At 30.8% G+C, this 12008-nt stretch carries 9 protein-coding genes; 7 read left to right on the top strand and 2 right to left on the bottom strand.

The window, feature by feature from the left end:
* Nucleotides 1-34: 34 nt before the first annotated feature.
* Nucleotides 35-976, top strand: coding sequence for a radical SAM protein (locus SVN78_05330; GenBank protein MDY6821025.1), 942 nt, complete (start codon nucleotides 35-37; stop codon nucleotides 974-976).
* Between the two features lie 6 nt (nucleotides 977-982).
* On the top strand, nucleotides 983-1333 hold the full coding sequence (locus SVN78_05325) for a hypothetical protein (GenBank protein MDY6821024.1): 351 nt from the start codon (nucleotides 983-985) through the stop codon (nucleotides 1331-1333).
* 6 nt (nucleotides 1334-1339) lie between these two features.
* Here the strand turns inward: SVN78_05325 and hemW are convergent, their stop codons facing one another.
* Both hemW and SVN78_05315 read right to left on the bottom strand, forming a co-directional pair.
* Entirely contained in the window at nucleotides 1340-2422 is a 1083-nt protein-coding gene (hemW, locus tag SVN78_05320; protein ID MDY6821023.1) for a radical SAM family heme chaperone HemW, read from the bottom strand.
* 61 nt (nucleotides 2423-2483) lie between these two features.
* Entirely contained in the window at nucleotides 2484-2732 is a 249-nt protein-coding gene (locus tag SVN78_05315; GenBank protein MDY6821022.1) for a hypothetical protein, read from the bottom strand.
* A gap of 32 nt (nucleotides 2733-2764) precedes the next feature.
* Between SVN78_05315 and SVN78_05310 the strand changes: the two genes are divergently transcribed.
* From SVN78_05310 to SVN78_05290, 5 genes are all read left to right on the top strand, one after another.
* Complete coding sequence (locus SVN78_05310; GenBank protein MDY6821021.1) at nucleotides 2765-3154, top strand: hypothetical protein; 390 nt, start codon at nucleotides 2765-2767, stop codon at nucleotides 3152-3154.
* A gap of 51 nt (nucleotides 3155-3205) precedes the next feature.
* Entirely contained in the window at nucleotides 3206-5011 is a 1806-nt protein-coding gene (uvrC, locus tag SVN78_05305; GenBank protein MDY6821020.1) for an excinuclease ABC subunit UvrC, read from the top strand.
* A gap of 73 nt (nucleotides 5012-5084) precedes the next feature.
* Complete coding sequence (glgP, locus tag SVN78_05300) at nucleotides 5085-7637, top strand: alpha-glucan family phosphorylase (GenBank protein MDY6821019.1); 2553 nt, start codon at nucleotides 5085-5087, stop codon at nucleotides 7635-7637.
* Nucleotides 7638-7676: 39 nt separating this feature from the next.
* Nucleotides 7677-10181: a sugar phosphate nucleotidyltransferase gene (locus SVN78_05295; GenBank protein ID MDY6821018.1), complete on the top strand. Its 2505-nt coding sequence runs from the start codon at nucleotides 7677-7679 to the stop codon at nucleotides 10179-10181.
* Nucleotides 10178-12008, top strand: a 1831-nt coding sequence (locus SVN78_05290; GenBank protein ID MDY6821017.1) for a glycoside hydrolase family 57 protein, incomplete at its 3' end; no start/stop codon positions are given. The genes SVN78_05295 and SVN78_05290, both read left to right, overlap by 4 nt.

Raw genomic sequence — 12008 nt, 5'->3', positions numbered from 1 at the left:
GTAAAATATAAAAAATTAATTATTAATATTAATTATGAATTATATATTTGGACCAGTGGCATCAAAAAGATTTGGAAGGTCATTAGGGGTAAATATTTTACCCCATAAGGTATGTAGTTATGATTGCGTATACTGTGAGGTTGGTAAAACTACTGTAAAAACAATTACTAGAAAGAGCTTTTTTGACGTTAATGAGATATTAAAGGATTTTAATAAAAACTATTCTAAGGTGTATAATAATTTGGATGTTATTACTATAACTGGATCAGGCGAGCCCACATTAAACGCTGACATAGGAACTATTATAAAAGAAATTAAAAAAATTGCCGCAAATCCAATTATGGTCTTAACAAATGGAAGCCTCTTATGGAACAAAGAGGTACAAAAAGATCTATATAGCGCTGATATTATCTGTGTTAGCTTAGATGCTGCTAAAGCCGATATATTTAGAAAAATAAATAAACCTGAGCCACAATTAAATTTAGAGAATATTATTAATGGTTTGATTGAATTTTCAATGTTTTATAATGGAAGGTTGCTGATTGAGTCGCTCTTTGTAAAGGATGTAAACGATTCAACAGAAAATCTATCAAGCATTGTGAATATTTTAAAGAAATGCAAATTTGATAGCCTACAGATTAACACTATTTATAGGCCTCCTTCATATATAGGTTACAATGCTCTATCAGAAAAAGAGATAAGCACCATAAAAAACTATTTTGAGAACAAAGGTATCTCAATTTTTAAAAAGAAAGATGCTATTAATAGATCCCCTTTAGATACAGATTATTTAGTAAATTATATAAAAAATACTGCCACCCTAAGGCCAATAACTATTGATGAAATATTATCTAATTTTAATGTAGAGAAAAAGATGATTGAAAAAATTATAAGAAATCTTATCCTTAATGAAGAATTATATGTTGTCAACTATGAAGGCAGAACATATTTTTTAAAAGAAAATATAGGAGGTTAGATTATTATGACAGACAATGTAAAACTTGTTAAACTAATAAGCGGGGATACAGTATTAGGTATATTTGATGAAGAAGAAGGTAAACTAAAAGATATAGCATTAGTACAAGCCATACCAAATGCAGGATCACCTTCAAACTTGCAGATAGCAATACTTCCCTTTGGCTTCCCCTATGAAGATGAGATTGGTGGCGAGATCGATATGGATAAAATACTCTATGAATATAGACGCATACCAGAAGATCTAAAAAACAAATATCTAGAGGAAAAAAGCAATATTAGAATATCAAGTAGCATGCCTAACATAGACCCAAGCAATATGAAAAATGATAATTCTTCGGGTGGGTTAATATTTTAATATAAATTATTCCCACAATTTATAAGAACAATAATTATTATAGAGTATTCCTTTGTAACTTAATTTAATATTATTTTTATTATAATTTATATAGCCTTCTTTTACCAAATTCATGATTTTACACAATATAGGTTTAAATGTTGACTGCTTACTATAGTGCTCTATGTTTAAACCCCTCAAATATCTAAGTCCAAAAATTATATCCTCCTTCAACATTTCACTACCCTTTATAACATCTATTGATTTATTATTAATAGGATCCTCCATATATTTATAAAGATTGCCAGTGTTCGCTATTCTAATGCGTTTTCCATCACAATTTATCATTGAGTGGGCTCCTACCCCGACCCCAATATAATCATCCATTAGCCAATACTTTATATTGTGTACGCTAATTGCGCTATTTTTACAGAAATTTGAAATCTCATATTGCTCATAATTATTTTTAACCAAGAGTGCTATAATATTATTCATTTGTTCACTGAAAGAATCACTAAAATAATCTAAATAATTATTATTAACACTATAGCTATAAGCAGAGATATGAGGGATATTATACATAGCAGTTAATTTAAAAGTAGAAAAAATTTTACCAGGAGGAACTAGGGGTATATTATACATTAAATCAATATTTAGCCTATTTAGTCCAAAAAATTTATCTATTAGCTCTATATTTTTTTTTGCTATCCTTGAGCTATGCAATCTCCCTAAAAAAATTAATACATCATCTTCAAAGCTTTGTACCCCCATACTTATCCTATTAACCCCATAATCAATTAATAAAAATAATAGTTCCTTACTAAAAGATTCTGGGTTTACTTCGGCTGTAAACTCCACAATATTGTTACCTATTTTTTTTTGAAGATTAGCTAAGAAATTTTGAAAAATTTTAAGTGGTATAACTGATGGAGTTCCACCGCCAATATATATTGTATCAATAAAATCATTATCAAGCCTATAATCTATCTCTAATAGAAGTCTTGATAGATAAGTGTTAATAATATTTTCATTGTATTTAGAAAAAGAGATAAAATCGCAATAGGGACATTTTTTTCTACAGAAAGGTATATGTATATATAGACCTGCCATTGGTAACTGTCATTGCCTACTTAATATTAGCTATTAGATATGTTAATAAATTACTAGATGTTCATATTCTTATATTAAATAAATTGTAAATATCATCTTTTACACTTTTCAGGCTGCCATATTTATCAACGTATTCATTTAATTTTTGGACACATTCATCTACAACATCTTCCTTTGACTTAGATATCTCAAGCTTTACACGCAGTTGCCCCAGTAATATTTTAAAGGAAAAGGATGACAGCTTTTCTTTATCAGCTTTCTCTAAAACATCAATTATTTTCTCTCTCTTTACTTGATCTAAGGCTCCCATTTTGTTATATATAATATATATTTTTTTTAATAATGAAAGTAAAAATTGTTAAACAAAGCATATTTTTAATTATTTATTTAATCACAATACTAACATGTTGTTTAAACGCTAGTGAGGCAGAGCCAAAAATTAAAGAACCTAAGCCTTCTGTGCGTCCTTATTCAAATTATTATAGGCAAGAGGAGCCAAACCCACCAAAAATTAAAGAACCCCATCCTGCCCCTATTTTGCCACCTAGTGAACATAATATAAAAGAACCTAAAGAGCCCCTTAAACCAAGAGAGGAGTTCAAACCAGTTATAGAGGAACCTAAACCAGAAGAACCCCCTGAGCCCCCACCACCATATATAGCTAAACCACACCTTAAAAAACCAAGAGAACCTTCTCCAGCTTACGTACCCCTTATCCCTGAAGCCAACTAAACACCTCATTAGTTTATTGCCAATAAATTAAATAAAATTATATTAACTTATATGCTCAAAGTTGATATAAATACCTTTCCAGATTCACCTGGGGTATATATGTTTATTGGTAAAAATGAGGAGATACTATATGTAGGTAAAGCAAAATCCTTAAAAAAAAGGATAAAATCCTACTTTGTTAATGGCAAAAATAGAACTATAAAACAAGCAAGGCTATTAGAATGCTCTGCTAATATAAAACATATTGTAACAACTACAGAATTAGAAGCTTTTTTACTTGAAGCAAACATTATAAAAACAGAAAAACCAAAATATAATGTGGTATTAAAGGACTCCAAAAGCTATCCCTACATAAAGATTACAGCTGATAAATATCCAAAAATTGAATACACAAGAAATACAAGCGATAAAAAAGCCGTCTATTATGGCCCATTTGTTAACGCAGGCTCAATTAAAGCGCTCCTCGTCGATCTTAGAAGAATATTTCCACTAAGGAATTGCAGTAATAATAAATTTAATAAAAACAAGGTATGCATAAACTATCAAATCAAAAGATGCAGTGGTCCATGCGAAGAGAAAATTTCACATAAAGACTATTTAAAAATTGTTGATGCAATTAAAAGATTTTTTAATGGACACGTAGACAGTGTTATAAGAGAGCTAAAAAAACAGCTCAATATTTACGCTGCTGATCTGCGTTTTGAGGAAGCAGCTGAAATAAGAGATAAATTAAAGACATTAGATAAGCTTTTTGAGAATCAAATTGTAATTAACGAGAATAAAAGTGAATCAATTGATGCTTTTATATTCCATGAAATTAAAGGTGTAAAAGGCCTAACAAAGGTTTTTGTAAGAAGTGGCAAAATTATAGGTGTTGAGACGGATTTTTTTGAGAATTCAATAGAGAGTGAAACCTGCGAGCAGATTATACTTCACTTTTACAAATCAACAATGCAGTTTCCTAAAAACATTGTCTACTATCCAGAGGATATAAATATCAATGAAGACCTCATTGTAAATGCTTGCAAAGAGCTTGGTGCAACAAAAATAAATATTAAAAAAAGTAATAATGATATAGTAAATTTTGCATTAAATAATGCAATGCAGCAAACAAAATTACACATTAATAAAACTATGAGGGAAAGTAACACCCTAGAAAGACTTAAGAAATATATACAGATAAATAATACCCCCTCTAAATTTGAATGTATTGATATATCTCATATATCTGGATCCTTTACTGTAGGTGTTTCAATATCATATAAAGATAATAGGTTTAATAAAAATCAATACAGAAGATATAGAATAAAAACAGCTGAAAATAATGATACAAAGTCAATTTATGAACTAATAACAAGAAAGGCAAAAAACATACAAAAAAAACTGGAAGAAAAAGCAGATGTTTATATCATTGATGGAGGGAAAGCGCAATTAAATGCTGCCTATAAAGCTTTCAAAGATAGTGGTCTTAACAATATCAATATTATTGCTATATCTAAGGGCAAAAAAAGAAAAAAACCACCTCCCAGTGATGTACATGATGAAATATTTGTATACGGTAGAAAAAATAGTTTGCCTCTTAAAAAGGATGACCCTCTATTACTATTTATTCAATCCCTTAGGGATGAAGCTCATCGATTTGCTATAAAATACAGTAGATCACTAATATTAAGAAATATAGACAATTCACCCTTAAAAAACATTGAGGGTATAGGCCCAATTAGAGCTAAAAATATATTAGAAAAATTTCCAGATATTTATATTAATAAAAATATTAGTAAAGAAAAACTAATGAATGAATGTAGGCTACCAGCTAGCATTGCAGAAAAATTAGTAAATTTTATCAATAACAATTAAAATTATGTATAGATTTTTTAACCGCCCTAATATAATATTAAATGATTATTAAAATTAATTAAAGGTTAAAAAAATGAGAAAAAAAGAATATTTCATATCTTTAAAGTTGCCTCAGAATTTAGAAAAACTTGAAGAGATAGCTTATAATTTAAGGTGGAGTTATAATAAAAAAGCACAAGAACTGTTTAAAATAATAGATCCGGAGCTTTGGGAAAAAACAAACAACTCCCCTGTTGAAATGCTAATGAATCTAACCACAGAGAAAATAGAAAAAATTAGTAAAGACCCTTTTTTCATTGCCCACCTAAATGAAGTCTATGAGGATCTTGAAAACTATAAAAAATCCCTTCGCTGGTTTTATACAAACTATAATAAAAATAATGGTTACAAAGATATTCTAGTTGCATATTTTTCAGCTGAATATGGTATACATGAATCACTCCATCTTTATTCCGGTGGCCTAGGTATATTATCTGCAGATCATTGTAAAGCAGCCTCCTACATAGGACTCCCCCTTGTAGCAGTTGGTCTATTGTATAGAAACGGATATTTTCACCAGTATTTAAACACCGATGGATGGCAACAAGAGTATTACCCTTATAATGAGTTTTATAAAATGCCCTTTAAAACAGTTAAAAATGTTGATGGCAAGGATATGATTATCACCATTGAAGCCCCCACACCCATATATGTCAAACTATGGGAATCTTATATTGGCAACATAAGGCTAATATTGTTAGACACTGATATTGAGGAAAATACGCCTGAGAACAGAGTAATAACGGGACAATTATATGGTGGGGATAGTAACCTGAGGCTTAGGCAAGAGATAGTGCTTGGTATTGGTGGTGTAAGAGCTCTAGCATCTATGCAAATTAAGCCTACAGTGTATCATATCAATGAAGGGCATCCTTCTTTTGTACTACTAGAAAGATTAAGGGTCTTAACTAGTGATCACAATCTAAATCTACAAGAGGCTATTGAGGTAGTAAAAAAAAGTTCACTTTTTACTACTCACACTCCTGTTGCTGCAGGTTTTGATGTCTTTAGCTATGAACAATTAAATAACCATATAAACCCTATTATAGGTAATAGTAACATTAAATTAGAAGATATTATGAGGCTCGGGCGATTTAATGAAAATAACCCTTCTGAACCCTTTTCAATGGCTGTTTTTGCAATAAAGCTATCTAATTATAGAAATGCTGTAAGCAAGCTCCATGGTAAGGTTTCAAGAAAAATGTTCAAACCTTTGTGGCCAAAAGCTATTGAAAAGTTTGCCCCAATAGGCCATATAGTTAATGGTGTTCATTTGGCTACATGGATCTCTGATGAATTTCAAAATTTATATAATAGATATCTTGGTGAGCGCTGGATATTACAACTTTATGATAAAAGTGTATGGGAATATACCCCAAACATCCCTGATATAGAACTATATAATGCTAGATTAAGAGTAAAAGCGCAGATGCTAGCTTTTATTAGAAAAAGGTTATGGAAGCAAGCTAAAGCAAAAGGAGCCTCTACAAGTGAATTAATAAGAATTAGAGATCTATTAGATCACAATGCAATGACCATAGGCTTTGCGCGTAGATTTGCAACATATAAAAGAGCTTATCTATTATTTATGAACGAAGAGAGGCTTTCTAAAATCCTAAACAATGAAGATATGCCAGTTCAAATTATTATTGCAGGAAAAGCCCATCCTAAAGATGAGGCAGGCAAAAATATATTAAAGCAGATTATGCATACAATAAGAAAGCCAGAGTTTAAGGATAAAATTGTATTTATTGAGGATTATGATATAGAGGTTGCCAAAAATATCGTAAAAGGCGTTGATATCTGGCTTAATACGCCAAGAAGGCCAATGGAGGCATGTGGAACAAGTGGTATGAAAGTGGCAGCTAACGGGGGCATTAATTTTTCGATTTTAGATGGATGGTGGGACCAAGCTTATGATGGAACAAATGGATGGGCAATTGGTTTCGGGGAAACCTATGATGAAGAATCATACCAAGACAGGGTGGAATCTGAAGAAATATATGACAAATTAGAGAATGAAATAGTTCCACTATTTTACTCAAAGGATAAGATTGGCATACCAAGAGAATGGATTAAAATTATAAAAAATAGCATAAAAACAATTATGCCTAATTTTAACACCGCAAGAATGTTAATTGAATATATTAATAAATATTATATTAATTTACACAAAACCTCAACAGATATGTCTTCTAACAATTATCAAAAAACAAAAGAGTTTGTCCAGTGGCTTAATACAATTAAGGACAAGTGGGCTTCATTAAAATTTATAAAAACGACAGAAGAGAGTGATACTTTTTCGTTGGGAGGCCAAATAACTTATAGAGCAACTATTGAGGTAAATGATATAAACCCTAAAGATGTGGCGGTTTATGTAATCACCGAATTTAACCCAACATTAGGCTATGAAAATGCATTATATGACGAATTAAAGCTAATAAATTCTTCAGATGGAGTAGCAGAATATGCGCTAAATAAAAGGCTAGATGCAGCAGGAAGACTAGAGGTCTCATATTTAGCATTCCCTAAACACCCCTATATACCAAATCTATTTGAATATAACTTAGTTGCCACAAATGCTTAAACCCTGTATAATATTAATATAAATATATAGGGGTGTTCTATGCAAGGAGTTATAATGGCTGGAGGTTTTGGTACAAGGATGCAACCTTTAACCTCTACACTACCAAAACCTATGTTACCTGTTCTAAATAAACCAATAATGGAACATGTTATAGAATTATTGTGTAAAGCAAATATAACAGAACTCGTTGTCCTTTTGTATTTTAAGCCAGAGGTAATCAAAAGTTATTTTGGGAACGGTAATAAATATAATGTAAAAATAAATTATGTACTGCCCGATGATGACTATGGTACAGCAGGAGCTGTAAAAAAAGCAGCTAAATATTTAAAGGACACTTTTATTGTTATTAGTGGTGATATTATTACAGATTTTGATTTATCAAAAATTATAAACTTTCACCATCAAAGAAAATCAAAGGCTACAATAACCCTTACATCTGTAGAGGATCCTCTGCAATTTGGCATTGTAATAACAGATAAAAGCGATAAGATTGTAAAATTTTTGGAAAAACCTGGCTGGGGAGAGGTATTTTCTGATACAATTAATACTGGTATATACATATTTGAGCCTGAAATTTTAGAATTAATACCCGAAAATAAAAATTACGATTTTTCTAAAAATTTATTTCCTCTAATGCAAACCAACAAAATGGATATATATGGTTATAAAGCAGTGGGATATTGGAAGGATATTGGAAATCCAAATGCATATAGAGAAGTTCACATGGATGTATTCAATAAAAAGCTCCATCTAAATCTAGAGTATTGTGGAGAAAAAGTTGAATACCCCAAGGGCATTCTATACAAAGGCAAAAAAGCTGTTTTAAATAAAGATGTGCGTATAGAAGGTATGGTAGTTATAGGTGAAAATACAATAATAAAACAAGGGACATATCTTAGAAATACAATTATTGGATCAAACTGTATCATTGAAGAGGGATGTGAAATAAGTAATTCTATCATATGGAGTGAAGTAGTCATCAAAAAATACTCTATTTTCAACAACTCAATACTTTGTAACAAAACAAGGTTTGGAAAATTTACTATGGCTAAATCTGGGTGTGTAGTAGCAGAGAATACTGAGACAGGGGACCATGTTGTTTTTGAACAAGATGTTATGATTTGGCCAAACAAAATCATTGAAGAGCACTCAATAATTAGCAGTAATTTAATTTGGGGTGATAAGTGGAAAAGAAGTATTTTTGAAGGTGGTAAAGTTTCAGCCCGCACCAACATTGAACTCTCCCCAGAAATAGCAACAAAATTAGGCTCAGCTATAGGTAGCATGCTGCCTAAAGGCAGTAAAGTCCTCTTAGGAAGAGACTACCATAGGGCAGCAAGGATGCTAAAAAGGGCTTTTATAAGCGGTTTGTTGTCTACAGGCATTAATAGCGTAGATACAAGATTGACATCTCTGCCTATACTTAGATATAACCTTGCAATACATAATGAGGTGTTTGGTGTCTACTTTAAACAATCCTCAATATATCCAACACATACAGAAATTTTGTTCTTTGATGGTAGTTCACTGCTAATTGACACAAATATGGAAAAAAGTATTGAACGAATTTTTTACAAAGAAAATTTTAGAAGGGTTTCCCACGATGAGATAGGCAATATCTATGATGTATTTAATATAGAAAATGAGTATCTTGAGCATTTTTATACTACATTAAATGCTGACCTAATAAAGGCAAAACATTTTAAGGTAGTTATAAACCTTTTAAATGGAACAACAAATGAGATCTATCCCCTTATTTTAAACCAATTAAATACTAGCTCAATTGTATTGAATGCTTATCATGATGAGTCAAAAATATCACATACTTACCATAGTATGGAAGAAGAAAAATTACAAACATCAGCCATCATTAAAACTACAAATTCAGATATAGGTTTTATCATCCATCCTCACGGTGAAAGCTTTAGTGTTATAACAGATAAAGGCGAATATATCACAGGTGATTTACTTTTGATGATTTTTATTAAAATATTAGATATGTTGAATGATAAAAAAAGAACAGTTTTTCTGCCTACGATGGCGCCCACTGTATTAGACAGCAGCCTAAAAAATATTAATATTATTAGGGGTAAATTCTATGCGCTGAAAACTGACTTTATCAGATCTTGTGATTTTATTGGCAATCTTGACAAAGAATATATCTTTCCAGAACATTCAATATCGCCGGATGCAATATATGCATCAATTAAACTACTTGAGCTACTTACATTAACAGGGAAGAGTATTTCATCAATTAAAGAAGAAATCCCCTATTATTATTTCAATCACAATATTATAGGATGCCCAATTGAAAAAAAGGGGTTCCTTATGAGAAAAATGAGCGAAGAATCAATGGATGAAAAAGCATCCTTTGTCGATGGCATTAAAATTGAGTTAACAGGAGAAAGATGGGTATTAATGGTCCCCGACCAATACTCCCCAAATATACATTTATTTATCGAGAGTAAAGATAAAAAAGATGGGGTTGAACTATTTAATGAATATAAGAATAAGATATATAAATGGTTAGGTGAAAAAAGTTGAAAACACTCTATCTAACATTTTTATGGCATATGCATCAGCCATACTACAAGGATGATTTTACAGGTTATTATGAATTGCCATGGGTTTTTTTACACGCAATAAAAGATTATTATGATATGCCAAGATATTTTGACAATCTAAGCTCATCAAAAGCTGTATTTAACTTGGTACCATCATTACTTATGCAGATAAAAGAATATGTTTCTCCACATTGCAATGATTTACTGTTAAATGCAATAAAAAAAAGTGTAGCTAAATTAAATGATCAAGAAAAAAAACAGTTAATCCCTCAGCTGTTTATGGCAAATACTGAAAATATGATAATTCCATCCCTTAGATATACTGAGCTATACAAAAAATATGAGAGAATAAGTCCTGATAAATATAGTAGCGCTTTTAACAACCAAGAATTGATTGATTTGGAAATACATTTCCTACTAGCCTGGACTGGTGTTTTTATAAGAGAAGAAGAGCCCACAATAAAAAATTTAATAGATAAAGACGCATATTATAGTGATGAAGAAAAAACAACATTGCTAAATATCTTGTTTAAGAAGATTGATAGTATAATACCCCTTTATGAAAGACTAGAAAGAGAAGGAAAAATAGAATTATCAACAACTCCATTTTATCACCCCATAATCCCTCTTTTAATAGACATTAATTCTGCTAAAGAAGTAGTGCCAAACGTTGTCTTACCTAGAAAAAACATTTCTCTGAGTTTAGATGCTGCCTGGCATATTGACGCAGGGATAAAATACTTTAAAGAAATATTTAATCTGGAGCCAAAAGGGATGTGGCCATCAGAGGGTAGCATATCAACAAAAGCAGCTGAACTATTTTCTTATTTTGGCATAAACTGGATAGCTTCAGATGAAGATGTTTTAAGTAATTCTATGAATCTCCCACTTAATCACAGTCCAAATAGAAGTATTTTATATAAAAAACATAAATTTAGAACTTCAAATGGGGATATATATATTTTTTTTCGAGATAAAAACCTAAGTGATAAGATAGGTTTCCACTTTGCTAACTTAAGAGAGGATATGGCAGTAAATATATTTTTAGATGAATTAAAAAAAATATATAATAATGTAGATTTCAACCCCCATGTATCTGTTATTTTAGATGGTGAAAATGCATGGGAGCATTATAAAAACAATGGCTTTCCCTTTCTATCTAAATTATATGAAATTTTAGAAAGTGAGAATTGGGTTAAGTTAATAACATTTTCAGATGTCATTAAAGAACAGTCTATCCCAGAAAATACAATAAATAATATAAAGAGTGGCTCTTGGATATATGGCAACCTCCTAACGTGGGTGGGGCATTATGAAAAAAATAAGGCTTGGGATCTGCTTGCTCAAACAAAAGAAAAAACAGCTGTTGTAGAAAACAATCTAACTAATGATGAAATAGATGAGCTAAAAAAGGAATTGTATATTGCAGAAGGTTCTGATTGGTTTTGGTGGTATGGAGACGACCACTTTACACCACAAGCTACTACTTTCGACAGACTTTTTAGAACGCATTTAATTAATGCACATAAAATCGCTAGAATAACTATACCACATAATTTATATGAGCCTATAAAAAAAGCTATATCTAGCGGGATAAAGAAAGAGCCAACTAGTATTGTCTCTCCTGATATAGACGGGAAGATAACGAGCTACTTTGAATGGCTTGCTGCAGGAATATTCAACCTGAAATATGATATGGGCAGTATGCAAATTGATACAAATTATTTAAAAACATTGTTTTGGGGATATGATAATAATTATTTATTTCTTAGAATAGATGGTAAAATAAAAGATATTTTAAATAAGG

It is taken from the genome of Deferribacterota bacterium, from assembly GCA_034189185.1.
In the GTDB taxonomy this organism is placed as follows: Bacteria; Chrysiogenota; Deferribacteres; order Deferribacterales; family UBA228; genus UBA228.
This window is presented reverse-complemented; position numbering and strand designations above follow the sequence as displayed.

Excerpts from the sequence above, each read along its gene's own strand:
- SVN78_05330 (MDY6821025.1), top strand. The coding sequence starts at position 35 with ATGAATTATATATTTGGACCAGTGGCATCAAAAAGATTTGGAAGGTCA.
- SVN78_05325 (MDY6821024.1), top strand. The coding sequence starts at position 983 with ATGACAGACAATGTAAAACTTGTTAAACTAATAAGCGGGGATACAGTA.
- hemW (MDY6821023.1), bottom strand. The coding sequence starts at position 2,422 with ATGGCAGGTCTATATATACATATACCTTTCTGTAGAAAAAAATGTCCC.
- SVN78_05315 (MDY6821022.1), bottom strand. The coding sequence starts at position 2,732 with ATGGGAGCCTTAGATCAAGTAAAGAGAGAGAAAATAATTGATGTTTTA.
- SVN78_05310 (MDY6821021.1), top strand. The coding sequence starts at position 2,765 with ATGAAAGTAAAAATTGTTAAACAAAGCATATTTTTAATTATTTATTTA.
- uvrC (MDY6821020.1), top strand. The coding sequence starts at position 3,206 with ATGCTCAAAGTTGATATAAATACCTTTCCAGATTCACCTGGGGTATAT.
- glgP (MDY6821019.1), top strand. The coding sequence starts at position 5,085 with ATGAGAAAAAAAGAATATTTCATATCTTTAAAGTTGCCTCAGAATTTA.
- SVN78_05295 (MDY6821018.1), top strand. The coding sequence starts at position 7,677 with ATGCAAGGAGTTATAATGGCTGGAGGTTTTGGTACAAGGATGCAACCT.